The organism is Streptomyces sp. NPDC111802, assembly GCF_055634335.1.
Genome location: NZ_JBVKCZ010000016.1, coordinates 31,749 through 58,310 on the forward strand (window position 1 = coordinate 31,749; position 26,562 = coordinate 58,310).

Sequence of the window (26,562 nt, forward strand, 5' to 3'; positions counted from 1 at the left end):
CGACAACAATCCCCGCCCATCCAGCATGCCCGACGTCACGACCGACCCTATAGCACGCGCATTCGATTTACGGCACCCGTTCACCACCTTCACCCAAAGGTGTGGCGGGGTTAATGTCAGCACCATGATTGATCACGCTCGTGACCTGGTGTCTGTACGTGAAGCGACCGACCGACTGCTCATCGCAGCCGCCAAACTGGACAACGCCTCGGTGGCCGAGCCGTCACGGCTGCCCGGCTGGAGCCGCGGCCATGTCCTCGCGCACCTCGCCCGCAACGCGGACGCTCTCGTGAACGTCCTCGAAGGGCGCCCCATGTATGTCTCCGCCACCGCCCGGGACGCCGACATCGAGCGGGACGCCCCCCGCCCCCTCGACGTCCAGCTCACGGACCTGCGCGAGAGCGGCGGCCGCTTCCAGGAAGCGGGAGCCGCGCCCGCCGACTGGTCACGCACGGTGGAGCTGCGCAACGGCGTCACCGACACGGCGGCCCGGGTGCCGTTCCGGCGATGGGTCGAGGTGGAGCTGCACCACGTGGATCTCGGCATCGGATACGAGTTGGAGGACCTGCCGGCGGAGTTCGTGGAGCGGGAGATCCACTTCCTCGCGGATCGTTTCACCGGGCACCCCGACGTGCCGCCGACCCGTCTGACAGACGGCACGCGCGCGTGGAGCACGGGCCGGGAGGCGGGCACTCCCGAGATCACTGTCCCCGGCAGCGCGCCGGACCTGCTCGGCTGGCTCGCCGGACGCCGCGACGGGGCCGGGCTGACCACGGAGGGCGGCACGCTGCCGTCGCTCCCCCCGCTGTAGGGCCTGGACGGTCCCTGGGCCGCTCAGTGGCCCGTAGCGCCCGCACGGCCCAGGTACCGCCGCGCCGCTATAGGCTGCCGACATGACGTACAGCGGACAGGTGACGGTCGGTGGCCCCGCCGACGTGCACGAGCTCAAGGACCTGATGATCACCAAGATCGCGGTCGGCCCGATGGACAACAACGCCTATCTGCTGCGCTGCCGGGCCACGGACGAGCAGCTGCTGATCGACGCCGCCAACGACGCGGACACCCTGCTCGGCATGATCGGTGACGACGGCATCGCGTCCGTCGTCACCACGCACCAGCACGGCGACCACTGGCAGGCGCTCGCCGCGGTCGTCGAAGGCACCGGCGCGCGCACCTACGCCGGCCGGGACGACGCCGACGGCATCCCGGTGCCGACCGACGTCCTGGTCGACGACGGCGACACCATCCGGGTGGGGCACGTGGAACTCACCGCGCGCCACCTGGTCGGGCACACGCCGGGTTCGATCGCCCTGGTCTACGACGACCCGCACGGACATCCCCATGTGTTCACGGGGGACTGCCTGTTCCCGGGCGGGGTGGGCAACACCCGCAAGGACCCGAAGGCGTTCGCCAGTCTGATCCACGATGTCGAGACCAAGATCTTCGCCGCACTGCCGGACGAGACATGGGTCTACCCCGGGCACGGCAACGACACGACGCTGGGCGCCGAGCGTCCGCACCTGCCGGAGTGGCACGCGCGGGGCTGGTGAACGCGACCGGTCGAACGTGCGAGGCCGGTGAACGAGACGAGATAGGGGCGCGTGGTCGTTGACCACGCGCCCCGCGCACGCGCCCCGTGTGAATCATTCACATGCGCTGGTGCCATGCGCGCGCTCCCGGCGCGCGTTGTTGCGCAGTCAACTGGAAGCAGCCCCGCACAGGATGACGGCTCCTGAGCGGAAAGGGCCGCCGGTCCCAATCCCCGCCCTCGACCGGCGGCCCCGGCAATCTGCCGAGGGACGTGTTCACAGGGCCGCAACACCCGTTCCCAATATGCGGACATTCAACGTCGTGACCTCGACAAAGACGACGATGTACTGTCAATCTCGCGCCATGCACCCTGCCCCGCGCGCGCTGCGCCGCGCCGTCGCCGTCGCCGTCGCAACGACAGCCCTGCTCGCCACCGCTCTCGGCTGCGCACCACAGCCGGACGAGAAGGCCGCCGACGCGCCATCGGGCTCGGCCGGGAACAGCTGCGCCAAGGGCGAGTTGGCCACAGAGACCTCCGGCAAGCTGACCATCGCCACCGACGAGCCGGCCTACGAACCCTGGTTCAAGGACGACAAGCCCGCCAGCGGCGAGGGCTTCGAGTCGGCGATCGCCTACGCCGTGGCCGAGCAACTCGGGTACGACAAGAGTGCCGTCGTCTGGCAGAGCGTCCCGTTCAACAAGGCTTTCGCGCCCGGCGAGAAGACCTTCGACTTCGACATCAACCAGGTGTCGATCAGCGACGAACGCAAGAAGGCCGTGGACTTCTCGTCCGGCTACTACGACGTCCGCCAGGCCGTCATCGCGCTTAAGGACAACAAGGCCGCCAAGGCGAAGAGCATCGACGACCTGAAGGGCCTCAAGCTGGGCGCACAGGTCGGCACCACCAGCCTCGACTACATCGACGACGTGGTGAAGCCGACCCAGCAGCCCGCCGCGTACGCCAAGAACGACCAGGCCAAGTCGGCGCTGAAGAACGGGCAGGTGGACGCCATCGTGGTCGACCTGCCGACCGCCTTCTACATCACCGCGGCCGAGGTGACGGACGCGACGATCGTCGGCCAGTTCGAGAACCAGGGCGGTACGCCGGAGCAGTTCGGACTCGTGCTCGACAAGGGCAGCGCGCTCACCTCGTGTGTGACCGACGCCGTGGACGCCCTGCGCGAGGACGGCACCCTGGACAAGCTCGAGCAGCGGTGGCTGTCGGACGCCGTCGACGCCCCGGTGCTCAAGTGACCGTCACCAAGGAGGAGTCCGGCCAGGAAGGCACAGACGACGACGGCATGTCCGGCACGGGCGGCGACGGTTACGTACCCTCGCAGCGACGTCTGGACCGCGAGCGCTACAAGCGTGCTCGCGCCCGCCGCGCCACGGCCATCGCCGCGCTCTCCACCCTGGTCACCGGGCTCGTTCTCTACCTGGTCGTGGTCAACGCGCCGGGCTGGCCGCGTACCAAGGAGACGTTCTTCAACGGGGAGTACGCGCGCGAGGCGCTCCCCAAGGTCCTCGAAGGCCTGTGGCTCAACGTCCGGCTGCTGCTGATCTGCGGGGCGGCCGTGCTGGTCCTCGGGATGCTCATCGCCGTCGCGCGCACCCTGCGCGGCCCGGTGTTTTTCCCACTCCGGGCGCTGGCGGCCGCGTACACGGACTTCTTCCGGGGCCTTCCGCTCATCATTAACCTCATGATCGTCGTCCTCGGCGTGCCCGCGCTGCGGCTCCAGGGCGTGACCGTCGATCCGGTGCTGCTGGGCGGTACAGCACTGACGCTGACGTATTCGGCCTATGTGGCCGAGGTATTCCGCGCGGGCATCGAGTCCGTCCACCCTTCGCAGCGCGCCGCGGCCCGCTCGCTCGGCCTCACGAACCGGCAGGCGCTGCGGCACGTCGTCCTGCCCCAGGCCGTACGCCGTCAGGTGCCGCCCCTGTTGAACGACCTGGTGTCGCTCCAGAAGGACACCGGCCTTGTCTCCATCGGCGGCGCGGTGGACGCCGTACGAGCCGCGGACATCATCGTGGGCCGCAGCCTGAACTACACGCCGTACATCGTCGCGGGCCTGGTCTTCGTGGCGCTGACCATTCCGATGACCCGCTTCACGGACTGGGTGACCGCCCGGATGGACCGCCGGCGCGCCCAAGGAGGAGCCCTGTGAGCGACGCGGTTGTGAGCGACGCACCCGTGCTGCGTATGGAATCCGTCCGCAAGACCTTCGGCGACTCGGTCGTGCTGCGGGACGTCGACCTGGAGGTCGCCCCGCACACGGTGACCGCGCTGATCGGCGCTTCCGGCTCCGGCAAGTCCACGCTGCTGCGATGCGCGAACCTGCTGGAGGAGATCGACGACGGAGCGATCTGGCTGGACGGCGAGGAGATCACCGATCCACGCGTCGACCAGGACGCCGTACGCCGCCGTATCGGCGTGGTGTTCCAGGCGTACAACCTGTTCCCGCACATGACGGTCCTGGAGAACATCACGCTCGCCCCCCGCCGGGTGCACGGGCTGTCCCGCGCGGAGGCCGAGGCACGCGCGCGTGAGCTGCTGGAGCGGCTCGGGCTGTCCGGCAAGGCGGGCGAGTACCCGGACCGGCTGAGCGGTGGCCAGCAGCAGCGTGCCGCGATCGTCCGCGCCCTTGCCGTACGTCCCCGGCTGCTGCTGTTGGACGAGATCACCGCCGCCCTCGACCCGGAACTCGTCGGCGAAGTCCTGGCCGTCGTGCGTGACTTGAAGGCGGACGGGATGACGATGGTGCTGGCCACGCACGAGATGGGGTTCGCCCGCGACGTCGCCGACCAGGTTTGTTTTCTGGACGGAGGTGTGGTGCTGGAGCGCGGCACGGCCGAGCAGATCTTCGGCGAACCGCAGCAGGAGCGTACGCAGCGTTTCCTGCGGCGCATCGTGGAGGCCGGGCGACTGTAAGGACCACTTCGCAAGGGCGGGCGGTCCTTACCGCTGGGCCTCCCTACATCTGCGCCAGCGCCGCGACCCGCTCCACCCCGAACACGTACCCCTGCACTCCGCACCCCGCGATGACCCCGTCGGCGCGCAGGGAGACGTACGAGTGGTGCCGGAAAGACTCGCGCTTGTGGATGTTGGAGATGTGGACCTCCAACACCGGAAGGCCGTCACAGGTGTTGAGCGCATCCAGGATCGCCACGGAGGTGTGCGAGTAGGCACCGGGGTTGATCACGATCCCGCAGTGGTTCTGCCGAGCCTCGTGAATCCAGTCCACCAGCTCACCCTCGTGATTGGACTGCCGGAAGTCGATCATGCCGCCGTGCGCGGCCGCCGCCTTGGCGCACAGGGCCTCGACGTCGGCCAGGGTCTCGGAACCGTAGATCTCGGGCTGACGCTGGCCGAGCAGGTTCAGGTTGGGGCCGTTGAGGATCATGATCGGGGCGTTGGCCAGGGTGCGGGGCACGGTTCCTCCGGTCCGTTCGGGGGTGCGGCGGTCCGTCGATGACCGCTGCTCAGACCCCGGTTTATCACGGTGCACGGGCTCTGCCATGCCCCATACCCTCTGGTCATGACCACGATCTCCTACCCTCCCAAGCCCACCCCCGGCGACCGCGTCGCTATCGTTTCGGCCGGCGCGGGCCTGCCCGGCCTCTTGCCGCGCCCCTACGAACTGGGCCTGGAGCGCCTGCGCAAGGAGTTCGGGCTCGAACCGGTCGAGTATCCGGCGACCCGCAAGATGGGTTCGACGCCCCAGGAGCGGGTCGACGACATCCACGCCGCGTTCGCCGACCCCGGCATCAAGGCGGTCATCGCGTCCATCGGCGGTGACGACCAGATCACCGTGCTGCCGCTGCTGGACCGGGAGTTGATCCGGGCGAACCCCAAGCCGTTCGTCGGCATGAGCGACAACACGAACCTGCTGATGTTCCTGCGCAACACCGGAATCGTCGGCTATCACGGCGCGAGCGTGATGTGCGAGCTGGGCCGCCCCGGAGCCATGAACCCGCAGACCGCCGACTCGCTGCGGGCCGCGCTGTTCACCTCGGGCGAGTACGAACTCAGGCCCGCCGAGCGCTGGAACGACATCAACCGCGACTGGGCCGACCCGGCGACCTTCGACGCGGAGCCGGAGATGCGACCGGCCGACGGATGGACGTGGCTCAATGCCGACCGGGTGGTGGAGGGGCGTACTTGGGGCGGTTGCCTGGAGATCGTCGGCTGGCTGCTCATGGCCGACCGGGAGATCGCGCGCGACCTGTCCGAGTACGACGGTGGAGTGCTGTTGCTGGAGACGTCGGAGGAGATGCCGCGCGCCAACGAGGTCTTCTGGACCCTTCGCAACATGGGCGAGCGCGGGCTGCTCCAGCGCTTCTCCGCGCTCCTGATGGGCCGGGCGAAGACCTGGTCCTTCGAGCACCCCAACGGCCCGGAGGAGGCCGCTCGTTACGCCAAGGACCAGCGCGAAGCCGTGCAGCGCGCCATGCGCACGTACGCCCCGAACACCCCCATCGTCTTCGACGTGGACTTCGGCCACACCGATCCACAACTCGTGATCCCCTACGGCGGCCTCGTCCGCGTCGACGGCCCCGCCCGGCGCATCACCGTCACGTACTGACGAAGCCCCAGCGCGCCCGCACGCCCCCGTAACCCGCGATCACCGTGGGTAGTTGACGCAGCATGCACGATGCACGCACAGTAAAGGCACCTCCGTCCATGCTGCGGCTCGCGGCCGCCTCGCTCGCCGGCACGGCCATCGAGTTCTACGACTTCTTCGTCTACGGAACCGCGGCGGCACTGGTCCTGGGGCCGCTGTTCTTCCCGACGTTCTCGCCGGTGGCGGGAACTCTGGCCGCCTTCGCCACGTTCGGGGTGGGCTTCGTGGCACGGCCCCTGGGGTCGGTGCTGTTCGGGCACATCGGGGACCGGCACGGACGCCGGCCGGTCCTCGTCGCCTCACTGCTGCTGACCGGGGCCTCCACGGTCGCGGTCGGCTGCGTACCGACGTACGAGACGATCGGTGTGGCCGCTCCCCTGCTGCTGCTCGTGCTGCGCTTCCTCCAGGGGCTCGGACTCGGCGGCGAGTGGGGCGGAGCCGTGCTGCTGACGGTGGAGCACGCGCCGGTCGGCCGGCGCGGTCTGTGGTCGAGCTTTCCGCAAGTCGGGCCCGCGCTGGGGTTCCTGCTCGCCAATGGCGTCGTACTGGGGCTGTCGACGACGCTGTCCGACGCGCAGTTCGCCGCTTGGGGCTGGCGTGTGCCGTTCTGGGCGGCGGGTGCGCTGGCGCTGGTGGGGCTGTGGCTGCGGTCGTCGCTCGTCGAAAGTCCCCGGTTCCTCGAACTCGACGACCACGCGCGCGTGCCGCTCGCCGAGGTCGTACGCGACCACTGGCGGCTCGTACTGCTGACCGCCGGGGCACTGTCGATCGGATACGCGATCTTCTACACCGTGACGACCTGGTCCCTCGCCTACGCCACGGAACGGCTCGGGGTGAACCGTGGCGTCATGCTGACCTGCATCATGGGCGCGGTGGTCGTCAAGGGCTCGCTCACGCCGCTGGTGGCGATCCTCGGCGACCGCTACGGGCGACGTCCCTTGTGTTTGATCGGGTGCACTGCGACAGCTCTGTGGATGTTCCCGTTGGTCGCACTGCTCGCCACGGGCGAGCCCCTGCTCATGTTCCTGGGCTTCCTCGGCGCGATGCTCGCCTTCATCACCATGTTCGCCGTGATCGCCGCGTATCTGCCGGAGCTGTACGAGCCCCGGGTGCGCTGCACGGGCGCCGCGGTGGGCTACAACCTCGGTGGTGTCCTCGGGGGCGCGCTCACACCGATCGTGGCGACCGCGCTCGCCGAGCGGGGCGGCCGGGTGCCCTGGGGCGTGGGGGCGTATCTGACGGGCGTCGCGCTGCTCAGTCTGGCGTGCTTCGTGCTGCTGCCCGAGACCCGTCCGGTAGCCGCCGTGGCGGAGCCCGCCACCGGGTGACGGGCTCCGGAACACAAGCGGCCGCCAGGAGGGGCTACGGATTGATCGCGAGCTCCAGGTACGCCGCGAACAGCACCAGGTGGACGCCGCCCTGCAACGGCGTCGCCCGCCCCGGCACGACCGTCAGCGAGCTCACCACCACCGTCAGGGCGAGCAGCACCATGTGGGTGGGGCCGAGGCCCAGGACGAGCGGGCCCGAGAGCCAGAGGGAGGCCAGGGCGACCGCCGGGATGGTCAGGCCGATACTGGCCATCGCCGAACCGAGCGCGAGATTCAGACTGGTCTGCACACGGTCACGTCGGGCGGAACGCAGCGCGGCGATCGTCTCGGGGAGCAGCACCAGCAGGGCGATGATCACGCCTACGACGGCATGGGGCAGGTCGGCGGCCGCCACCCCGGACTCGATGGTGGGCGACACTCCCTTGGCCAGGCCGACCACGCCGATCAGCGCCAGGCCCAGCAGCCCCAGGCTCAGCGACGCCGTCCGGGCGGTGGGCGCGTCGGCGTGGTCGTCGCCGGTGATCACGTCGCCCTGCCGGGTGACGGGAAGGAAGTAGTCGCGGTGTCGCACGGTCTGCGTCGTCACGAAGAGTCCGTAAAGGATCAGCGAGGAGACCGCGGCGAACGTCAGCTGCACGGTGGAGAACTCCGGGCCGGGCTTGCTCGTGGTGAACGTCGGCAGCACCAGGCTGAGCGTGGCCAGAGTGGCGACTGTCGCGAGGGCGGCGCCGGTGCCCTCGGGGTTGAAGACCGCCGTACGGTGCCGCAGTGAGGCGACGAGCAGACACAGACCGACGATGCCGTTACAGGTGATCATCACGGCCGCGAAGACCGTGTCCCGGGCGAGGGTGGAGCTCTTGTCACCGCCGTCGGCCATCAGGGTCACGATCAGGGCGACCTCGATGATTGTGACGGCGACGGCGAGGACGAGGGAGCCGAAGGGTTCGCCGACGCGGTGCGCGATCACTTCGGCGTGGTGTACGGCGGCCAGGACGGCACCCGCGAGAACCAGCGTCACCAGCGCGACGACCGCGCCCGGCAGGTCCCGTCCCCAGGTGAAGGCCAGCAGGACGACCGCGAGCACCGGCACGAGGTACGTCCACCCTGTCGTGAGCGACCTGAGCCGATCGATCATGGGGCGATCGTCGCAGAGGGGGTGAGGGTTCGCATTCCCGTCTGGCCGGTTGTCAGATTGGTGGTCAGGCGGCCCCGCGCCCTGGGGGTGCGGGGCCCCTGCGTGTCGTATGTCGCTACGCGAAATCGGTCATCTCCTGTACGTCACAGTCCGTGAAGGACGGCGGCCGGGTGCACAGCGCGGCCATCTGCTCCGCGAACTTGGTCGTCTCGGGGTCGTCGCTGTTGCGCATCGCGTCCTCGTAGGAGTCGAACTCGATCACTACGAGGTAGCGGTTCGGCTGTCCCCGGTCCTTGAGGACGAATCGGCGCGTGGGGCCGCCATTGCCGCCCGCCAGGCGCTGTTCCGTCTCGTGGGCCAGCTCCCGCATCTCTTCGATGCGCTCGGTCTCGAAGTCGATGATCTGCATGAACTTCATGGGTGCGTCCACAGGTGCCTCCACCCGGCCGTGGTGTCCCCGACCGGGGACACCCCAGCACCCAACGAAGCACCGGGAGCGGTGCTCGGCAATTCGCTAAGCACCACTCCCGGTGTTGGTTCTTCCTACGCCCGACGTCGTCAGACGTCGATGCTGTCCTTCGGAGCGCTTTCGCTCCCCTTCCGCGCCGCCTCGGCCGCCGCCTGCTTCTTCGAGGCCCTCAGACTGGTGATCGTGGTGACGATCAGGACCGAGCAGATCACGCCGAGCGAGACCGGAATGCTGATCTCGGGGACGTGGACGCCGGACTCGTGCAGCGCGTGCAGCACCAGCTTGACGCCGATGAAGCCCAGGATGATCGACAGGCCATAGCTCAGGTGAACCAGCTTCTTCAGCAGGCCACCGATGAGGAAGTACAGCTGCCGCAGACCCATCAGCGCGAAGGCGTTGGCCGTGAACACGATGTACGGGTCCTGCGTCAGGCCGAAGATCGCCGGGATGGAGTCGAGCGCGAAGAGCACGTCGGTGGTACCGATCGCCAGCATCACGACCAGCATCGGGGTCATGACCCGCTTGCCGTTCTCCTGGATCCACAGCTTGGTGCCGTGGTAGCGGTCGGCGACACCGAACCTGCGCTCGGCCGCCTTCAGCAGCTTGTTCTCCTCGAACTCCTCGTCCTCGTCGTCGGTCCGTGCCTCCTGGATGAGCTTCCAGGCGGTCCAGATCAGGAAGGCGCCGAAGATGTAGAACACCCACGCGAAGCTGGCGAGGATCGCGGCACCCGCGGCGATGAAGATGGCCCGCAGCACCAGGGCGATGAGGACACCGACCAGCAGCACTCGCTGCTGGTACTGGGACGGCACCGCGAACTTCGCCATGATCAGGACGAAGACGAAGAGGTTGTCGACGCTCAGCGACTTCTCGGTGATGAAGCCCGCGAAGAACTCGCCGCCGGCCTGTCCGCCGCCGAAGATCAGCAGACCGAGCCCGAAGAGGCCCGCCAGGGCGATCCAGACGACCGTCCAGATTCCGGCTTCCTTGATCGAGACGTCATGCGGCTTGCGGCCGATGAAGAAATCGACAGCGATCAGGGCGGCAAGGCCCACGATGGTCAGGACCCATAGGGTCGTGGAAACTTCCACTGCGCCTCCGGCAGTCGTAACGGCAAATGTCAGCGTCGTCGCGCGCCGGAGGTCTCTTCCACCCACGATGGGCCGACGCCCCGGGATCTGGCCGGATCCGTATTGACGGGTACGCCGCAGCAGACAGGGAGTACTCCCCTCCGTGCAATAAAGACTACCCAATCACCAAGGAAAGGTAAAGTGTTTGGCAAAAGAAGTGCCAAGTCAGCAGGTCAAAGGCTCTTTACCGGTGCTTGGCCCGAGCTGCCGCGACCTGGGAGAGCACCTGGTGGAGGACCTGGCTGCCGGACGGCACCAGCGGGGGCTCATAGGTCCACGCGTGGCCCACCCAGGGGTCGGCGAGGTGGTCGTCCGGCACCGGCGTCAGGCGCATCAACGCACGCCACAGCGGGTCGAGCAACGGGCCGTACGCGGCGGCCTCCTCGCGGTCCGCGACCATCATCAGGTGGACGCCCACCGCGGGACCCTCGTCCGCCAGGTAACGCAGCTGGTTCACGGCCCTGTCGTCGAAGCCGTGCGGGAAGTCGTTGACGATCAGCAGTTGCTGGGAGGTGTCGAAGTCGGGCGGCAGGGAGTCGGGCACGCCGGCACGCAACGCCATCTGCACCAGGTCCACACGCTGAGTGAGCCGCGCGAGGACGTCCGCGACTCCGGCCGCGCCCATCGCGGGCGGGGCCGCGAGCACGCCGGTCTGCACCAGCGGGGCGAGCGCCTGAGCGCCCGAACCGGCCGGATCGATCACATGCACGGTGAATTCGCCCGCCGGATAGACGGCGAGCAGCCGGGCCGCGTGCGCCACCGCCGTCTCCATCGCGAGGCGGCGCAGGTCATGGGAGTCCATGAAGGAGCCGTCGAGAGATGCACCGCCCCCGCTGTCGATCCACAGGCCGCGCTCCAGCGGCAGCCGGATCAGCATCGGGATGCGCAAAGGGTCACTCTCGGGCAGATGGAGGTCGCCCAGGCGCAGGGCCATGGGGATCTCCATCGGCACGCGGTAGCTCTGCCAGACCGGGTTGTCCCAGCCCGCGTAGGCAGGCGGCAGCGCGGGCTCGACGACCTCGGACTCAGCGGTGAGCTGGGCGACGTCACGGTCGAGCGTCGCCCTGGCCTGGTTGACGAGCTGCGTGTGCTTGGCCTGGGCCGCCTCGCGCGCGGCGTCACCCTGTCCGCCGATCCGGCTGCGCGGGTCCGACAGGACCTGGTCGAGCTCCTTCTCCATGCGCGAGTCGGCGAAGTCGACGGCGCTGCGGTACGCGGCCATCGTGCGGGCCAGGTCCTCGAACATGCCCCACACCTGGTTGTAGAGCCGCTCGTCCATGGACCAGCCGGTGGCGTCGCCCGCGACGGGCTGCGCGGGCTGCCCGGGCGGGGCCGGGGGCGCGGTCGGCGGGGGCGGCGGCGGAGCCGCGTTCTGCCGGCGCGGGTGGCTGTAGTTGATCGCGCCACCGGGCGTGGGAGTCGACGGCTGGGTGGGGTCGGTCGCGCCCGTACCGCCCTGGTACGGCGGCTGCGCGGGACCGCTCGGCATGCCGGGTGCCTGCGTGCCGTACGGGGAGTTCGGCGGCGTCGGCTGGCCGGGTCCGCCGGGCGTCTGGGTGCCGTAGGGCGACGTCGGCTGCGGCGGTACGGCGCCCTGCTGTGCGGGGCCACTCTGGTCCGGGCCGTGCGCGGGTGCGGGGGCCTGCCGGGAGCGGTCGCCGTCCGTCCGTTGCGGGGGCGCCGGGATCGAGCGGGCCACGCCCTGGGCCACCGCTTCATTGATGCCGTCGGCGAGTTGATGCGCCTGGGGCAGACCCTGATCGGTGAAGAGATCGGCGAGGCCGCCGGCATAGCCCTGGCCGATCGCGCGCACCTTCCAGGCACCCTGGCGGCGATAGAGCTCCAGGGCGACGACGGCCGACTCGGCCTCCAGACCGGTGATGGTGTAGCTGGCGACCTCGCTGCCGTCGAGGCCGGTGACCGCGACGAAGGGGGTGGGGACGGCGCCGAAGCTGGTCGGCCCGCCGACCCCGGTCGGCAGGGCGAGCAGCACACTGAGGCGGTGGACGGCCTCCGGCATGGCGTCCAGGTCCACCGCGAGGCGGTGGTCGGCGGCCGCCTGCCGGGAGACCTCGAGGCCGGGCAGGGTCGGCGCGCCGGGGTGGGCCACCCATTCGACGCCGTGGATCTTTCCCTGCTCGTCGCCGAGCGTGGCCGCAGCCACGATCGGCGCGCCGGCCGAGACCCGGATCTCCAGACGGACCTGGGAGAGCGGGTGGTTCTGCCCCCGCACCAGCTCGGCCGTCATGCCTTCGTCCCCCTGTGTCAGTTGTCGTCTCTCGTAGGCCGCTCGCCGAGCCGCCTCGCAGGTCCTACAGGTGCGGCAGGATCGCCGGCATCAGGTCCTGGAAGGTACGGCCGTTGGCCGGCGTACCGAGGGCCGTCATCGACCAGGACGCGCCCGAGCGGTGCACCTTGGCCATGATCTGGGCCGTGTAGGCGCCCCCACCCGCGAGCGTGTAGCGGGCGAGCTCCTGGCCGTTGGTCTCGTCGACCAGACGGCAGAACGCGTTCTGCACCTCCTGGAAGGTCTGGCCCGTGAAGGAGTTCACGGTGAAGACGATCTGGTCGATGTGGACCGGGATGCGCGCGAGGTCGACGAGGATGGCCTCGTCGTCGCCGCCCTGGCCGACACCGCCGACGAGGTTGTCACCGGTGTGGCGCACGGAGCCGTCGTCGCTCACCAGGTGGCGGAAGAAGACGACGTCCACCGGCTGCTTGTCCGCGAACAGGACGGCCGAGGCGTCGAGGTCGACCTCCCGCGTGCGCGAGCCGAACAGGCCGCGCCGGGGAGCCGCCTGCCAGCCGAGACCCATGCGCACCGCGGTCAGGCTGCCCCCGTCGTTCTTCTGCAGACTGATTGCCTGACCCTTGGTCATGTTGACGGTCACGTGCTGATTCCCCTCTCGAGCTTCCCCTGTTGGCCGCGGAGTCCGCGGATGACGAGAACCCTACGCAGAGGCACTGACAGTGCCGTACCCCGGTCCCCACTTTGTGTCGGTCTTGCAACACAGCGAGTGCCGGGAGTTCGGGCGACGACCGTTCGCGGGAGCCGGTCCGTTGTGAACCGGCACCCGCGCGGGCCTGTCAGGCCAGCCCCGCCTCCTTCATCTGCCGCAGTTCCTTCTTCATCTCGGACACCTCGTCGCGCAGCCGGGCCGCGATCTCGAACTGAAGATCCGCAGCCGCGGCGCGCATCCGCTCCGTCAACTCCTCGATCTGCTCGGCGAGATCGGCCGCCGGGCGGTCGGTCGGCACCGTCTCCCTCGCCTTGCCCTTGGCGGACTTGGCCGTCTTCGCGCCCTTGGCCGCCTTGTCGCCGAGGGAGGGCACGGGGGCCTTGGTGCCCCGGCCGTCCTTCTTCGCGCGGTAGCCGCTGCCGAGCAACTGCTCGGTGTCGACGTCCTCGCGGGCGATCTGCGCGACGATGTCGTTGATCTTCTTGCGCAGCGGCTGGGGGTCGACGCCGTTCGCCTTGTTGTACGCGACCTGCTTCTCCCGGCGGCGGTTGGTCTCGTCGATGGCCTTCGCCATCGCCGGGGTGATCTTGTCGGCGTACATGTGGACCTGGCCGGAGACATTGCGTGCCGCACGGCCGATGGTCTGGATGAGGGACGTACCGGAGCGCAGGAAGCCCTCCTTGTCGGCGTCGAGGATCGCCACCAGGGACACCTCGGGGAGGTCGAGGCCCTCGCGCAGGAGGTTGATGCCGACGAGGACGTCGAACTCGCCGGAGCGCAGCTCTCTCAGCAGCTCGACCCGGCGCAGGGTGTCGACGTCACTGTGCAGATAGCGCACCTGGATGCCGAGCTCCAGGAAGTACTCCGTGAGGTCCTCGGCCATCTTCTTGGTGAGGGTGGTGACCAGGATGCGCTCGTCCTTCTCGACCCGCACCCGGATCTCGTGCACCAGGTCGTCGATCTGGCCCTCGGTGGGCTTGACGACGACCTCCGGGTCGACGAGGCCGGTGGGGCGGATGATCTGCTCGACCTGGCCGTCCCCGCGAGAGAGCTCGTAGTTGCCGGGCGTCGCCGACAGATAGACGGTCTGACCGATGCGCCCCTGGAACTCCTCCCATTTCAACGGGCGGTTGTCGAGGGCGGAGGGCAGACGGAAGCCGTGGTCGACCAGCGTGCGCTTGCGGGAGGCGTCGCCCTCGTACATGGCCCCGATCTGTGGCACCGTCACGTGCGACTCGTCGATGACGAGCAGGAAGTCCTCAGGGAAGTAGTCCAGCAGGGTGTTCGGCGCGGAGCCGGGCGAGCGGCCGTCGAAGTGCATCGAATAGTTCTCGACACCGGAGCAGCTGCCGATCTGGCGGAGCATCTCGAGGTCGTACGTCGTGCGCATCCGCAGGCGCTGGGCCTCCAGGAGCTTGCCCTGCTTCTCCAGCTCGGACAGGCGCTCGCCCAGCTCCTTCTCGATGTCGTTGACAGCCCGCTCCATGCGCTCTGGGCCCGCGACGTAGTGGGAGGCCGGGAAGACGTACAGCTGCTGGTCGTCGCTGATGATCTCGCCGGTGAGCGGGTGCAGCGTGGACAGGGCCTCGATCTCGTCGCCGAACATCTCGATGCGGACGGCGAGCTCTTCGTAGACCGGGAAGATCTCGATGGTGTCGCCGCGCACCCGGAAGGTGCCGCGGGAGAAGGCCAGGTCGTTGCGCGTGTACTGGATGTCCACGAAGCGGCGTAGCAGTTGGTCCCGGTCGATCTCGTCGCCGACCTTGAGGGGGACCATGCGGTCCACGTACTCCTGCGGCGTACCGAGGCCGTAGATGCAGGAGACCGAGGCGACCACGACGACGTCGCGGCGGGTGAGCAGCGAGTTCGTCGCGGAGTGGCGCAGGCGCTCGACCTCCTCGTTGATCGAGGAGTCCTTCTCGATATAGGTGTCCGACTGTGGGACGTAGGCCTCGGGCTGGTAGTAGTCGTAGTACGAGACGAAGTACTCGACGGCGTTGTTCGGCAACAGCTCGCGGAACTCGTTCGCCAGCTGGGCGGCCAGCGTCTTGTTCGGCGCCATCACCAGGGTGGGGCGCTGGAGCTTCTCGATCATCCACGCGGTGGTGGCGGACTTGCCTGTGCCGGTCGCGCCGAGCAGGACGACGTCCTTCTCGCCGGCCTCGATGCGCCGGGCGAGCTCGGCGATGGCCTGCGGCTGGTCGCCGCTGGGCTGGTAGGGGCTGACGACCTCGAAAGGCGCCACCGTGCGTTCGATGCTGGAAACGGGCCGCATGGATCCACCGTACGACCCCCCACTGACAACGCGGTCCGGTCAGTGGTTCTGCGGGGTCCGGGAGTCTCGGGTTCCGGTGGTGCGACGGGGCCGCTGCGGGGGGCGGCGGGCCGGATGCGGGACGGTGGCGTGGGCGGGGACGCCCGGTTTGGGCTCGGCGGGGGTCACCGTGGGGCGTCCCATGACCATCTTCGGGTCGAAGAGCACGACGGCGCCCGCGAGGAGCAGGAAGGCGAGCGGGCCGACGAGCATCGGCGCGAGCAGGGCCGCGGGCGAGTCACCCGAGGCGGGGGCCTCCGTGCCGTGCAGATGGACGCTGAGGGCGGCCATGCCGGTGTAGTGCATACCGCTGACGGCGAGCCCCATGACGAGACTCGCGCCCACGCTCCACAGGAGGCCCCTGACCTGTCCGGCGGCCCACAGGGCGGCGGTGGCCGCGCACATCGCTATGACGACGGAGGCGCCCACGGTGAACGTGTTGTACTCCAGCTTGCCGTTGAGCTGCATGCCGGCCATGCCCAGATAGTGCATCGAGGCTATGCCCAGACCGGTGATGGTGCCGCCGGTGAACAGGGCCGCTCCGCGTGCGCCTCTGTAACCGACTATGAAGATCCCGACACCCACCATGACGATGGCGACGGCCAGGCTCGCGAAGGTCATCGCCTTGTCGTAGTGAATCGGCGTTTCCTTGACCGTGAACCCCATCATCGCGACGAAGTGCATCGTCCATATGCCGGAGCCGATGGCCGCCGAGCCCAGGGCGAGCCAGCCCGGGCGCCAGGACTGCGAGACGAGCATCGATCTGGTGGTGCAGCGAAGGCCGAGCGCACCGCCCAGGCAGGCCATGACGTATGCCACCAGCGGTGTGACGAGTCCATAGCTGAATCCGTCGATCGTGCCCTGCATCCGCGGCTGCCCTTCCCGCCCTCTTACGTCCCGGAACCCGTGAAATGCGCCCCCTCCCAGTACCGCCCGAGCGGTCAGGGTTGAGGCTGAGGGTAACGCCCACCGCAATGGTCGAACGATTTTCCGGCAAAGAAACACGGCCTTGCCCCAGTTGTGCCGCAAGGGTGAGCGACCCCGGGCAACTCCATTCAATCTGTGGTCATTCTGTACTCCTCCGCCGTTGACCCTCTGCTGTCACAGTTGAGCTGTTCGTGATCGTCCGACGCGAGGAGTACGCATGCACGCGCGCGCTGTAGCCGCCACGGCGACCGCACTCCTGGGTACCGCCGCTCTGCTCCTTCCCGCCCCCGACGCCCGGGCCGGCGCCGAGCGGCCCACGGTCATCGCCCATCGAGGAGCGTCCGCGTATGCCCCCGAGAACACGCTTGCCGCCGTCGACAAGGCGGCCGAGCTGGGCATCGACTGGGTCGAGAACGACGTGCAGCGCACCAAGGACGGCGAGCTGGTCGTCCTTCACGACGACAACCTCAAGCGGACGACCGACGTGGAGGAGGTCTTCCCCGATCGCGCGCCCTGGAAGGTGAAGGACTTCACGGCGGCCGAGATCGCCCGCCTCGACGCGGGCAGCTGGTTCGGCCCCGCGTACGCGGACGCGCGCGTGCCGACGTTGAAGCAGTACATGGACCGCGTGGAGCTGCACCACCAGAAGCTGCTCCTGGAGATCAAGAACCCCGAGCTGTACCCGGGCATCGAGCAGCAGACCCTCAAGGCCCTGGGCAACGAGGGGTGGCTCGACGAGGCCCATCTGGCGAACCGGCTGATCGTGCAGAGCTTCAGCGCCGACAGCGTGCGGACCGTCCACGAGCTGAAGCCGGCCGTGAAGACAGGCTTCCTGGGGACGCCGTCCGTGGCGGACCTGGACCGGTACGCGGTCTTCGCCGACCAGATCAATCCGTCGTACGGCTCCGTCTCCGTGGGCTATGTCGCCGCCGTCCACGCGGTCGAGGGGCCGCACGGCAGGCCGCTGGAGGTCTGCGTCTGGACCGTGAACGACGCGAACACCGCCCGGCTGGTCGCCGGGTACGGCGTCGACGGGATCATCACGAACACTCCCGACGTGGTACGGGACGCCCTGCCCACGAAGTGAGGCCGGACCGGCGCCCGCCGGCCCGCACGGCGCCCGCTCCCGGGGGCGTTGTCAGTGGCGGGTCGTACGGTTGGCGCATGGACAGCCATGGGCAGTACGAGGAGCAGGTCGTGTGGGCCGTCGTCGGTACCGACATCGGTCCGCTGATGCTGGCCGCGACCCGCGACGGCCTGGTCAGCGTCGTGTTCCACGCCACGCAGAAGGTGCGCGAGAAGATGCTCGACCACCTCGCGTCCCGGCTCGGTGTCGAGCCGGTCGAGGCGCCCGACTCTCCGCTGCTGGCCGAGGCGATACGGCAGGTGGAGCAGTACTTCGCGGGTGCGCGGCGTGACTTCGAGCTGCCCCTGGACTGGTCACTGATCTCCGGGTTCAACCGGCAGGTGCTGCGCGAACTGGCGTCCGGTGTCCCGTACGGCACGGTCGTCGGTTACGGCGATCTGGCCGGGCGGGTCGGGCAGCCGGGCGCGGCCCAGGCGGTCGGCATGGCGATGGGGGCCAATCCGCTGCCGGTCGTCGTGCCCTGTCACCGCGTCGTGGAGAGCGACGGCGGAATCGGCGGATTCGGGGGCGGCCTGGAGACCAAGCGGAAGCTGCTGGCGCTGGAGGGGGTACTGCCGGAACCGCTGTTCTGAGGGGTTCCCGGTCTTTCACGGGGATGGGCAGGCGAGAGAAGAGGGGGGAGACTGCGCCTGTGACGACACCTTTCACCCACATGTACGCGGCCGGTCCGGTGTGTTGTCGTCCTCCGGTCGGCCGGAGGCGTCGTACAGCCGGGTGTGCGTCATGACCGCCGTCGAACGGCAGCTCGTCGTGGCGGTTCCGCCCGACCGGCTGCCGGCCCTGCGGCGCCGTATCTCGGCGGTGCTGATCACGACGCAGATCCTGGGCGGGCTGGGCGTCGCCACCGGGATCGCGCTCGCGACCGTGCTGGCCAAGGAGGTCAGCGGCACCGAGTCGCTGTCCGGGCTCGCGCCCACCGCCACCGTCGCCGGTACGGCGGTGCTGTCGATGCCGCTGGCCGCGCTGATGACCGCGCGGGGACGTCGTCCAGGGCTTGTCCTGGCCTATCTGATCGGAGCCGTGGGCGCCGGTGTCACCGTGGTCGCGGCCTGCCTCGGGAGCTTTCCGCTGCTGCTGTGCGGGATGGCGGCCTTCGGGGCGGCCTCGTCGGCGAATCTCCAGGCGCGGTTCGCTGCCGCGGATCTGGCCGAGCCGGAGCGGCGGGCCCAGGCCATCTCCCTCGTCGTGTGGGCGACGACGATAGGCGCGGTCCTCGGCCCGAACATTGCCGCGCCCGCCGGTCGCAGTGTCACGGGCCTCGGGATACCGGCGACGGCGGGCCCGTTTCTGTGGGCGGCCGGGATCTTCCTGATATCCGCGATCGTGGTGGCCGTACTGCTGCGGCCGGACCCGCTGCTGACGGCGCGGGCGCTGGCGCCGGCCGAGGAGAGTTCGCCCGCGGCCCGTTCCCTGCGTGCCGGGATGGCCGCCGTGGCCGCCTCGCCGCGGGCGCGGCTCGCGGTGGTGACGGTCGCCGTGGCCCACACGGCGATGGTCTCGGTGATGTCGATGACCCCGGTCGACCTCGCGCATCATGGCGCGGGCATCGAACTGATCGGGCTGGTCATCAGCGGGCACATCGCAGGCATGTATGCGTTCGCCCCGCTCATGGGACGGTTGTCGGACCGGCTGGGGCGGCTGTCCGGGATCGGTCTCGCCGTGGGGCTGCTGGCGTGCGCGGTGTTTCTCGCCGGTACGGCGGGCGCCGACCACAGGCAGACGGCCGCCGGGCTCTTCGTGCTGGGGCTGGGCTGGTCGGCGGCGCTCGTGTCAGGTTCCGCGCTGCTCACGGACTCCGTGCCACAGCCGGCGCGGGCCGCCGCGCAAGGTCTGTCAGACCTCGTCATGAACGCGTCCGCCGGCATCGGCGGTGCGGCCGCGGGGCTCGTGGTCGCTCAGGCGAGCTACGCGTGGCTGAACCTCATGGCGGCGTGCCTGCTGCTCCCGCTGACGGCGCTGGCGCTGTTCACCCGGGGTGAGCGGGCGAAGGACGCTCCGGCGGGCGACTGACGTTACGCCCTGCTCTGCCGGGGAGGCCGGGGGCGGCCCAGGGGCGGGGTGTGTCCTCCGGTAGCCACGCGAAGGCCGACCGGAACGGGGCACCGGGCCGGGGCGGGCCTGGTCAGGCTCGGCGACGGCCGCCTCCGCGCACCTGCTGGGGGCCGCGGTCGTCATCGTCGGCGATCTGAACGCCGAATGCCTCGCCCAGGCGCGGAGCTGCGGTTACGAGACAGGCGCTGGAGAACGTACGGCTGGTCTGACATCTCCGCGCCGGGCCGGTCTGGCATCTCCACAGCGGACTGGTCCGGAGTCTCCGGAGGAGGGGCCACGCGCGCGTGGCCCCCTCCGCGGCACGCTAGTCGTAGTGCCGGGCCTCGAAGACGTTGCCGTCGGGGTCGCGGAAGTAGAAGCTGCGCTTGGCCTTGCCGCGGGCGCCGAAGGAGTCGTGCGAGATGTCCGACACCGGTGCGGCGCGTTCGTCCAGGCGGGCGCGCAGGGCGTCGAAGTCGTCGCCCGGCAACGCCAGGCAGACGTGGTTGACCGGGTGCCCGGCGCTCTCGGCGGCGCCGGGCAGCATCTTCATGCGCTCCGCCATGGTGAGCGGCATGAGGTCGAGGATCGTCTCCTCGTTGAGGCGCACGGACGGGAAGGGAACCGCCCCCGCGGAGAACTCCGAGAGCCTGACCGGCTCCATGCCGACCGCCTTCTCGAAGAAGTCGGCCGACGCCACCGGGTCACGCACCCAGAGGACGACATGGTCGAGACGTGCAGTGTTGTCCGTCATGCATCCAAGGCTGGTGTCGTGTCCCACATGCCGCAAGGGGTTTGATCGGGCATGGCGCCCGCCAGAGATGAGGGAAGACCGACGGACAGGAGGCAGGCGCGTGGTGCTGGTGGTGTCGGAAGAGGTGCGGCAGGCGATCGACGCGCGTCGACCCGTGGTGGCCCTGGAGTCCACGATCATCGCGCACGGGCTGCCGCGCCCGCGCAATCTTCAGGTGGCGCGGGAGCTGGAGGACGTCGTACGGCGGGAGGGTGCCGTTCCGGCGACGATCGCCGTGCTGGACGGGCGGCCCCACGTCGGCCTGGACAAGGAGCAGCTGGAGCGGATCGCGAACGAGGACGGGATCCGCAAGCTGGGGCACCGGGATCTGCCGCTCGCGGTGGCCTGCGGGGCGAGCGGGGCGACCACGGTGTCGGCGACGGCTCTGCTGGCGGCTCTCGCGGGCGTTCGGGTGTTCGCGACGGGTGGGCTCGGCGGTGTGCACCGGGAGTGGACGGTGACGCAGGACGAGTCGGCCGACCTGGGGCTGCTCGCGCGTACGCGGATCACGGTGGTGTGTGCCGGGGTGAAGTCGATCCTGGATGTCCCGGCGACCCTGCAACGGCTGGAGACGCTGGGTGTCGCGGTGGCCGGCTACCGCACCGAGCGCTTCCCCGGCTTCTACCTATCCGACTCGGGGCACCCCGTGGACTGGACGCTCGGCTCGCCGGAGGAGGTGGCCGAGGTGATGCGCGCTCAGGAGGCGCTCGACGGGCCCGAGTCGGCGTTGATCGTCGCCAATCCGGTGCCGGAGGCGGAGCAGTTGGATCCCGAGCTGCACGCGCGTGTGCTCGCCGACGCGCTGCACGCGTGCGAGGAGGAGGGCATCACCGGTCAGGCCGTCACGCCCTTCCTGCTGGACTACCTCGTACGGCACACGGAGGGCGCCTCGCTGAGCGCCAATCTCGCGGCGGTACGCGGCAACGTACGGCTTGCGGGGCGGATCGCGGCGGCCTGGGCCGGGGCGTGAGCGGGACGTTGTCCGGCGGTTCGGCAAGCGGACCGGGCGCGTCGGGCACCCGCGACGGCGCCCTGCTGGTCGTCGGGGATGTGGTGACGGACGTCATCGCCCGGCATCAGGGGCCGCCCGCCTCGGGGACGGACACGGCGGCGGTCATCCGGACCATGCCGGGTGGCGCGGGCGCCAATGTGGCCTGCTGGGCCGCGTATCGGGGCTCTGTGGAAGTGCGTCTGCTGGGGCGGGTGGGCGCGGACGCAGTCGAATGGCACGAGCGGGAGCTGACCGCGAGCGGAGTGCAGCCCTGTCTGGTGGTCGATCCGCAGGCATCGACCGGGACGGTGATCTGCCTGGTCGACACGGGTGCCGCCGCCGAGCGGACGTTCCTCACGGACAGCGGTGCGTCGCTCCGGCTCGAACCGGGCGACTGGTCGGACGCGCTCCTCGACGGTGTCGTATGGCTGCATCTGTCGGGCTACCTGCTGTTCTCCGAGTCGGGCCGCGCGCTGGTGACGGTGGCTCTCGCATCCGCACGCGCGCGTGGGGTGCCGGTGAGCCTGGATCCAGCGTCGGCCGGATTCCTCGTCGAGCTGGGCGTCGATCGTTTCCTGGCGCTGGTGGCGGGCGTGGACGTCCTGCTGCCGAGCCGTGACGAGGCGTGCCTGCTCACGGGGTTGCCGGATGCGGCGGACGCGGCGGCCAAGTTGAGCCGCCAGGTGCCGCTCGTGGTCGCGAAGCAGGGCGCGGACGGCGCGCTGGTGGCCCGGTCCGGCGCAGTGAGCGCCCACGTCCCCGCCGTACCGGCGACACCGACGGACACGACCGGAGCGGGGGACGCTTTCACCGGCGCCTTCCTCGCCGCCCTGCTCACCGGTATGGGGCCGGAGGAGGCGGCTCGGGCGGGGTGCCGGGCGGGGGCACTGGCGGTGGAGCGGGTCGGGGGGAGGCCGCCGCAGCCGGAATGACAAACCTGGGAGGCAGTCGGTGCCACGGTCGCGGTGACGGGTCACTTACGCGGCGCTCGGCGCCACCGTCCCGCAACCGGGCGGCACCGCCCAACCGCCAACCGCCCGCACCTCGCAACACCACGGGTGGGCGGCCGAACCCCCGCCCTCCGCCCGGGCCAAGCGCCGCGCCACGCCGACTACGCCTTGCGCCCCCACGCCGAGATCAGCGGGGCCGTGGCCAGGTCCATCGTGCCGGTGGCTACGTTCGCGAGGTGGCGGTCGATGTCCGGGTCCGTGGCGAGGCCCTCGGTGACGAGTTGGTCGCGGATCTGGCGGATCGTGGCGGACTCCAGAGCTGCACAGGCGGTCGAGGTGATCGGGAAGTACGCGTCGGCCGTCACCTGGCGCAGACCGGCCTCGCGGAGCAGACGCGGGAGCCTGCGGCCGTAGGAGAGGTCGGCGCCGCGGTCGGCGAGGAGCTTGCGGAAGCCGTGGCGCAGCCGGTTGGCGAGTTGCTGCTCGGGGCCGTACTCGTCGGGGCAGATGAGGGGCTGGAGGGTGGGGTCGGCGTCCTCGACCAGGAGTCGTCCGCCGGGGCGCAGGGACTCGATCATCGAGCGCAACGCCCGTTCCCGGTCGGGCACATGGACGAGGACGAGCCGGGCGTGCACCAGGTCGAACCCCTCCCCCGGCGGTGCCTCGGCGCTCACGTCGTGGACGCGGACCTCCACCGGCGGCCGGGCGGCGGAGGCGAATTGAGAGGTGTCGATGTCGGTCGCGACCACCCGCCCGGTCGGGCCGACCTTCTTGGCCATCCAGGACACGACGGACGTGCCGCCGGCGCCGACCTCCCAGCAGCGCCAGCCGGGTCCGATACCGAATCCTTCGAGGTGACGGAAGGTCGTGGGGTCGAAGAGGGTGGCGAAGGCGTCGAAACGCTCGCCCGCCTCGGTCTGCCGGTTGTCGAGGAGATATCCGTCGTTTCGCGTCATGGCGCGATCATCCCAGTTGCCCCGGTCGTGATGAGCGGGCGACGCGGCGCCTACGACGAGATGGCGGACGTCCGTCAGGGAGATTGCATCCGGCCAGACAGGGGATGCGTCCTACCTGGGTGGACAGCCGGTTGTCCACAGGGGGGAACAAAGCGGAATTGCCTGTTCCCACAGGCTTACCCATCACTCACCACCGGCTGGCAAACTGGCAGGCCAAGGCGCAGGGATGCGGCGCGAGGGATCCACGCAAGGAGATCCAGATGTCCATGGCAGGGAATCTGCGAAAGGTCACGGGCCTCAGCAAGGTCGGCGGCCTGCGCAAGGTGGCACGGCTGGCTCGACGCCGTCCCCGCGTCGACCTCAGCCACCCCGCCAGGTCCCCGCTGGGCTCCTCGGTGGTGAACTGCGTGACATACCGGGACGGTGTGCGGTTCCCGGAGAGCGGTGAACTGGTCGACGTCGTACAGAGAGTACGCAAGCGCGGTGGAGGTTTCGTCTGGCTCGGCCTCCACGAGCCGACGGACCAGGAGTTCGCGGGCATCGCCGAGCTGTTCGACCTGCACCCGCTGGCGGTCGAGGACGCCGTCGAGGCCCATCAGCGACCGAAGCTGGAGCGGTACGACGAGACGCTGTTCGCGGTGTTCAAGACCGTCTGCTACGTCGAGCACGAGAAGCTCACGGCGACCAGCGAGGTCGTGAACACGGGCGAGATCATGGTGTTCGTCGGCAAGGATTTCGTCATCACGGTGCGCCACGGGCGGCACGGCTCGCTGGGCCCGTTGCGCGAGGAGTTGGAGTCGAACGCCGAGCAGCTCGCCAAGGGACCCGCGGCGGTGCTGCACGCCATCGCGGACCACGTGGTCGACGACTATCTCAACGTCACCGACGCGGTGCAGGAGGACATCGACGTGGTCGAGACGGAAGTGTTCGCGGAGAACGGGGCGCGGGCCGACCCCGGGCGGATCTACCAGCTCAAGCGGGAACTGCTGGAGCTGAAGCGGGCCGTGGTTCCGCTGAGCCGGCCGCTGGAGGAGTTGGCCACGACGCCCATCAGGGTCGTCGAGCCTGAGATACAGGCCTACTTCCGCGACGTCTCCGACCATCTGCTGCGGGCCAAGGACCAGATAGCCGCCTTCGACGAGTTGCTCAACTCGATCCTCCAGGCACACCTGGCACAGGTCACCGTCGCGCAGAACGAGGACATGCGGAAGATCACGGCCTGGGCCGCGATCATCGCGATACCGACGATGGTGTGCGGGGTCTACGGCATGAACTTCGACTACATGCCGGAGCTGCGCTGGACGTTCGGCTATCCGCTGGTCATAGGCGTGATGGCCGTCGCGTGTGTGCTGCTGCACCGCGGCTTCCGGCGCAACGGATGGCTCTGACGACTCCGGCCGGATTCTGACGGCTCCGACCCGACTGTGGCGCGTTCCCGTCCGGCACGGCCGGCCGGACGGGAACGGCACACAGGTGGCAGGGCCTTCGCCCGGTCAGTGCGTCGTCGGCGACGCGCCCATGGCATAGACGCTCTCGACCCACAGGCCGATCTCGTCCTCCGACAGGCTCCGGGCCAGATCGGCTTCGCTGATCATGCCGACGAGGCGCTTGTTGTCGATGACGGGGAGCCGGCGGATCTGGTGCTCCTTCATCTCCCGGAGCACGTCGCTGATGTCGGCACTCGCATCGATCCAGCGCGGGGTGCCCTGAGCCATCTCGCCGGCGGTGACCTTGCTCGGGTCGTGGCCCATGGCCACACAGCCGATGACGATGTCACGGTCGGTGAGGATGCCGCAGAGCCTTTCGTTCTGGTCGCTGATGGGCAGGGCCCCGACGCCCAGATCACGCATCAACTGGGCGGCGCGGTCCAGGGTCTCGTGAGCGGGGATCCACTGGGCGCCTCGGTGCATGATGTCTCCGGCGGTGGTCATGGACTACCTCCCGATGCCGGACGGCCGGCGCGGCGCAGGACGCACCGCTAGTCCCGGCGCCCTTCATTCTCGCCGTGGCGTCCGGCCCATGCACCTGGAACCGAGCGGTAATGGATGCGGGCCGCAGTCGGCGGTCAGGCCGAGAAGCGCACGATCTTCCGCGGTACGACGCGGATGATCACGCGGGCCTCGTCGTCGTCCTCGGCGGGCGGGTCGATACCGAGGTACTTGTGCGAGAGCTCGAACGGGAGCCGCTTGGCCTCGTCCGGGAGGATCTCGGCGGTGCCGCGGATCTCGACGGAGGAGTAGGGATTGGTGAGGTCGTAGACCGAGACGCTGATGCGGGGGTCGCGGCGGAGGTTGCGCACCTTCTGGCGGGCGTCCACGGACGAGAAGAGCACGGTGTCGCCCTCGCGCTTGATCCAGACCACCGAGTTCTGAGGGCCGCCGTCGGGGCCGAGCGTGGCCACGCTGGCGAAGTTCCTGCCGTCCAGCAGGGAGCGGACGGAGTCGCCGAAGGGGATCGGATCACTCGTGGGGGGCGTCATGAACGCCAGCATATTTAAATGCACGTGCATATAGAAGGGGTTTTGGTGGATCACTCTCCTCCGCCGCTCCAGGCCGGGCGCCGTGCATCGTCGGCACGCACCAGGACGTCGGCCGTGCCGGGGTCGGTCTCCTGGTCGTAGCGCTCGAAGGCGGGGAGGGTCCAGTGCTCGTCCTCGGGGGTGCGGCGGCGCAGGGCGCCGGGTGAGAGGAGGACATGGACGGTCAGATCGAAGGGGAACCAGTGACGCAGGAGGAGGGGGCCGTGCAGCAACAGGAAGCCGCCGGGCGGGAGTTGGACGTAGGGGCTGCGGGTGGCCCGGTCGGCGACCGGGTCCCACAGATCGGGCAGGACGCGCCCGTCGCCGCCGGGTTCGAGAGGGCCGAAGACCTCGCGCCACAGGGCAGGCGTGTCGAACCAGCCGTCGTAGTAGGCCTCCACGTCCCGGTGGCCGTACTCCAGGCGGACCGAGGCAGGGCGCAGGAAGCCCTCCATACCGACGGCGAGCGAAGGGCGGCCGCGTATGCGCAGCGCTTCCCCCACCCGCTCGGCGAGGTCGCCCGGACGAGCCGCCGGGGCGCCGTCGAAGGCGACGCGCGGCCAAGGGCTGCCGTCGGCCGGCTTCAGGTCGAGCAGCCTCTCGGCCAGCAGATCGCCGAGCCGGTCCCAGGTGATCGCTTCCAGTCGCACACGGCCCATGATGCGACAGGCGGAGGGTGGGGTGCGTTGCGGTCTGCGGGAAGAAGGGCGCCGGCGCCTCTCGGTTCCCCTCCGGGAGCAACCAGCCGGTGCTGCTGC

The 26,562-nt window shown here is 69.7% G+C and carries 26 protein-coding genes; 13 read left to right on the top strand and 13 right to left on the bottom strand.

Translation table 11 applies throughout. From position 1 onward, the window contains the following. Positions 1 to 124 precede the first annotated feature (124 nt). The 5 genes from ACZ7NC_RS19265 (at position 125) to ACZ7NC_RS19285 (ending at position 4,462) form a co-directional block, all read left to right on the top strand. A complete protein-coding gene (locus ACZ7NC_RS19265) occupies positions 125 to 811 on the top strand; it encodes a maleylpyruvate isomerase family mycothiol-dependent enzyme (protein ID WP_471489764.1) in 687 nt (228 codons plus the stop codon). 82 nt (positions 812 to 893) lie between these two features. Then, complete coding sequence (locus ACZ7NC_RS19270) at positions 894 to 1,550, top strand: MBL fold metallo-hydrolase (RefSeq protein WP_471489766.1); 657 nt, start codon at positions 894 to 896, stop codon at positions 1,548 to 1,550. A gap of 343 nt (positions 1,551 to 1,893) precedes the next feature. Beyond that, entirely contained in the window at positions 1,894 to 2,784 is an 891-nt protein-coding gene (locus tag ACZ7NC_RS19275; RefSeq protein WP_471489768.1) for an ABC transporter substrate-binding protein, read from the top strand. Further along, entirely contained in the window at positions 2,781 to 3,698 is a 918-nt protein-coding gene (locus tag ACZ7NC_RS19280; protein ID WP_471489770.1) for an amino acid ABC transporter permease, read from the top strand. Before ACZ7NC_RS19275 ends, ACZ7NC_RS19280 begins: the two co-directional genes overlap by 4 nt. A gap of 35 nt (positions 3,699 to 3,733) precedes the next feature. Then, positions 3,734 to 4,462 (top strand): amino acid ABC transporter ATP-binding protein, encoded by a 729-nt coding sequence (locus tag ACZ7NC_RS19285; protein WP_471489973.1) that lies wholly within the window; start codon positions 3,734 to 3,736, stop codon positions 4,460 to 4,462. A gap of 43 nt (positions 4,463 to 4,505) precedes the next feature. Here ACZ7NC_RS19285 and aroQ read toward each other — a convergent pair whose 3' ends face one another. After that, on the bottom strand, positions 4,506 to 4,964 hold the full coding sequence (gene aroQ, locus ACZ7NC_RS19290; RefSeq protein ID WP_471489772.1) for a type II 3-dehydroquinate dehydratase: 459 nt from the start codon (positions 4,962 to 4,964) through the stop codon (positions 4,506 to 4,508). Positions 4,965 to 5,069: 105 nt separating this feature from the next. Between aroQ and ACZ7NC_RS19295 the strand changes: the two genes are divergently transcribed. After that, complete coding sequence (locus ACZ7NC_RS19295) at positions 5,070 to 6,116, top strand: S66 family peptidase (RefSeq protein ID WP_471489774.1); 1,047 nt, start codon at positions 5,070 to 5,072, stop codon at positions 6,114 to 6,116. A 98-nt stretch (positions 6,117 to 6,214) separates the two neighbouring features. After that, positions 6,215 to 7,483: an MFS transporter gene (locus tag ACZ7NC_RS19300; RefSeq protein ID WP_471489776.1), complete on the top strand. Its 1,269-nt coding sequence runs from the start codon at positions 6,215 to 6,217 to the stop codon at positions 7,481 to 7,483. A gap of 34 nt (positions 7,484 to 7,517) precedes the next feature. Here the strand turns inward: ACZ7NC_RS19300 and ACZ7NC_RS19305 are convergent, their stop codons facing one another. From ACZ7NC_RS19305 to ACZ7NC_RS19335, 7 genes are all read right to left on the bottom strand, one after another. After that, the gene (locus ACZ7NC_RS19305) at positions 7,518 to 8,618 is read right to left on the bottom strand and encodes a calcium:cation antiporter (RefSeq protein ID WP_471489778.1); all 1,101 of its coding nucleotides are present in this window, start codon (positions 8,616 to 8,618) and stop codon (positions 7,518 to 7,520) included. A 115-nt stretch (positions 8,619 to 8,733) separates the two neighbouring features. Then, on the bottom strand, positions 8,734 to 9,036 hold the full coding sequence (locus ACZ7NC_RS19310; protein WP_471489975.1) for a hypothetical protein: 303 nt from the start codon (positions 9,034 to 9,036) through the stop codon (positions 8,734 to 8,736). A 140-nt stretch (positions 9,037 to 9,176) separates the two neighbouring features. Then, on the bottom strand, positions 9,177 to 10,178 hold the full coding sequence (locus ACZ7NC_RS19315; RefSeq protein ID WP_471489780.1) for a TerC/Alx family metal homeostasis membrane protein: 1,002 nt from the start codon (positions 10,176 to 10,178) through the stop codon (positions 9,177 to 9,179). Positions 10,179 to 10,401: 223 nt separating this feature from the next. Further along, positions 10,402 to 12,465, bottom strand: coding sequence for a TerD family protein (locus ACZ7NC_RS19320; protein WP_471489782.1), 2,064 nt, complete (start codon positions 12,463 to 12,465; stop codon positions 10,402 to 10,404). A gap of 64 nt (positions 12,466 to 12,529) precedes the next feature. Then, positions 12,530 to 13,108 carry a TerD family protein gene (locus tag ACZ7NC_RS19325; RefSeq protein WP_471489784.1) on the bottom strand — a complete coding sequence of 193 codons (579 nt, stop codon included), beginning with the start codon at positions 13,106 to 13,108 and terminating at the stop codon, positions 12,530 to 12,532. 196 nt (positions 13,109 to 13,304) lie between these two features. Then, the gene (uvrB, locus tag ACZ7NC_RS19330; RefSeq protein WP_471489786.1) at positions 13,305 to 15,452 is read right to left on the bottom strand and encodes an excinuclease ABC subunit UvrB; all 2,148 of its coding nucleotides are present in this window, start codon (positions 15,450 to 15,452) and stop codon (positions 13,305 to 13,307) included. A 39-nt stretch (positions 15,453 to 15,491) separates the two neighbouring features. Then, the gene (locus tag ACZ7NC_RS19335; protein WP_471489788.1) at positions 15,492 to 16,358 is read right to left on the bottom strand and encodes an MHYT domain-containing protein; all 867 of its coding nucleotides are present in this window, start codon (positions 16,356 to 16,358) and stop codon (positions 15,492 to 15,494) included. Positions 16,359 to 16,635: 277 nt separating this feature from the next. On the opposite strand from ACZ7NC_RS19335, the gene ACZ7NC_RS19340 reads away from it, so the two are divergent. The 3 genes from ACZ7NC_RS19340 (at position 16,636) to ACZ7NC_RS19350 (ending at position 19,575) form a co-directional block, all read left to right on the top strand. After that, positions 16,636 to 17,505: a glycerophosphodiester phosphodiesterase gene (locus ACZ7NC_RS19340; RefSeq protein WP_471489789.1), complete on the top strand. Its 870-nt coding sequence runs from the start codon at positions 16,636 to 16,638 to the stop codon at positions 17,503 to 17,505. Between the two features lie 77 nt (positions 17,506 to 17,582). Beyond that, the gene (locus ACZ7NC_RS19345) at positions 17,583 to 18,137 is read left to right on the top strand and encodes a methylated-DNA--[protein]-cysteine S-methyltransferase (RefSeq protein WP_471489791.1); all 555 of its coding nucleotides are present in this window, start codon (positions 17,583 to 17,585) and stop codon (positions 18,135 to 18,137) included. Between the two features lie 151 nt (positions 18,138 to 18,288). Beyond that, on the top strand, positions 18,289 to 19,575 hold the full coding sequence (locus ACZ7NC_RS19350) for an MFS transporter (RefSeq protein WP_471489793.1): 1,287 nt from the start codon (positions 18,289 to 18,291) through the stop codon (positions 19,573 to 19,575). 346 nt (positions 19,576 to 19,921) lie between these two features. On the opposite strand, the gene ACZ7NC_RS19355 is transcribed toward ACZ7NC_RS19350, so the two are convergent. Continuing rightward, complete coding sequence (locus ACZ7NC_RS19355; protein ID WP_471489795.1) at positions 19,922 to 20,350, bottom strand: VOC family protein; 429 nt, start codon at positions 20,348 to 20,350, stop codon at positions 19,922 to 19,924. 100 nt (positions 20,351 to 20,450) lie between these two features. Here ACZ7NC_RS19355 and ACZ7NC_RS19360 point away from each other — a divergent pair, with 100 nt between their 5' ends. Beyond that, complete coding sequence (locus ACZ7NC_RS19360) at positions 20,451 to 21,359, top strand: pseudouridine-5'-phosphate glycosidase (protein ID WP_471489797.1); 909 nt, start codon at positions 20,451 to 20,453, stop codon at positions 21,357 to 21,359. After that, the gene (locus ACZ7NC_RS19365; RefSeq protein WP_471489799.1) at positions 21,356 to 22,312 is read left to right on the top strand and encodes a carbohydrate kinase family protein; all 957 of its coding nucleotides are present in this window, start codon (positions 21,356 to 21,358) and stop codon (positions 22,310 to 22,312) included. Before ACZ7NC_RS19360 ends, ACZ7NC_RS19365 begins: the two co-directional genes overlap by 4 nt. Before the next feature lie 179 nt (positions 22,313 to 22,491). Here the strand turns inward: ACZ7NC_RS19365 and ACZ7NC_RS19370 are convergent, their stop codons facing one another. Further along, complete coding sequence (locus ACZ7NC_RS19370; protein WP_471489801.1) at positions 22,492 to 23,286, bottom strand: methyltransferase domain-containing protein; 795 nt, start codon at positions 23,284 to 23,286, stop codon at positions 22,492 to 22,494. A 260-nt stretch (positions 23,287 to 23,546) separates the two neighbouring features. Between ACZ7NC_RS19370 and corA the strand changes: the two genes are divergently transcribed. Next, positions 23,547 to 24,674: a magnesium/cobalt transporter CorA gene (corA, locus tag ACZ7NC_RS19375; RefSeq protein ID WP_471489803.1), complete on the top strand. Its 1,128-nt coding sequence runs from the start codon at positions 23,547 to 23,549 to the stop codon at positions 24,672 to 24,674. 105 nt (positions 24,675 to 24,779) lie between these two features. Here corA and ACZ7NC_RS19380 read toward each other — a convergent pair whose 3' ends face one another. The 3 genes from ACZ7NC_RS19380 to ACZ7NC_RS19390 form a co-directional block, all read right to left on the bottom strand. Continuing rightward, entirely contained in the window at positions 24,780 to 25,217 is a 438-nt protein-coding gene (locus tag ACZ7NC_RS19380; protein WP_471489805.1) for a CBS domain-containing protein, read from the bottom strand. A gap of 134 nt (positions 25,218 to 25,351) precedes the next feature. Continuing rightward, positions 25,352 to 25,765, bottom strand: a complete 414-nt coding sequence (locus ACZ7NC_RS19385) for a PPOX class F420-dependent oxidoreductase (protein WP_471489807.1) — start codon at positions 25,763 to 25,765, stop codon at positions 25,352 to 25,354. Positions 25,766 to 25,815: 50 nt separating this feature from the next. After that, positions 25,816 to 26,454 carry a nucleoside/nucleotide kinase family protein gene (locus ACZ7NC_RS19390; RefSeq protein WP_471489809.1) on the bottom strand — a complete coding sequence of 213 codons (639 nt, stop codon included), beginning with the start codon at positions 26,452 to 26,454 and terminating at the stop codon, positions 25,816 to 25,818. Positions 26,455 to 26,562: the final 108 nt, after the last annotated feature.